This is a genomic window from Belnapia sp. AC561 (genome assembly GCF_979252845.1).
This window is the reverse complement of sequence record NZ_CEEDBP010000160.1, coordinates 1-291: the sequence shown is the minus strand read 5'-3', so window position 1 is coordinate 291 and position 291 is coordinate 1. Positions and strand designations below refer to the sequence as shown.

Here is a 291-nt window from a genome sequence, read left to right as displayed (position 1 = left end):
GACCTGGCTACCGCACTCCAGCAAAGCTGGGATCTACTGATTGCCGCGCCGAGCAGTGAAAACCTCGACCCTAGCGAAGCGATCAATGCGATTCGCCGCCAGGCCAAAGATATTCCGCTGATTCAGCTCACCGCTGACAACGACCCCGACGCCATCACCGAAGCCCTCGCACTCGGCGCGCAAGACGCCTTGCCGCAAGGTGAAGACGAACGCCTGATTCTGGTCGCCAACCGTGAGCTGGCCAACCTCGAAGAACGCCGTGGTCGCCGCGTCGCGGAAATTGCCCTGCGC

General features: G+C 62.2%; 1 pseudogene. It reads left to right on the top strand.

The features are described from left to right. Positions 1-291, top strand: a pseudogene (locus AC0IW9_RS30570) (hypothetical protein); the annotation flags it as partial.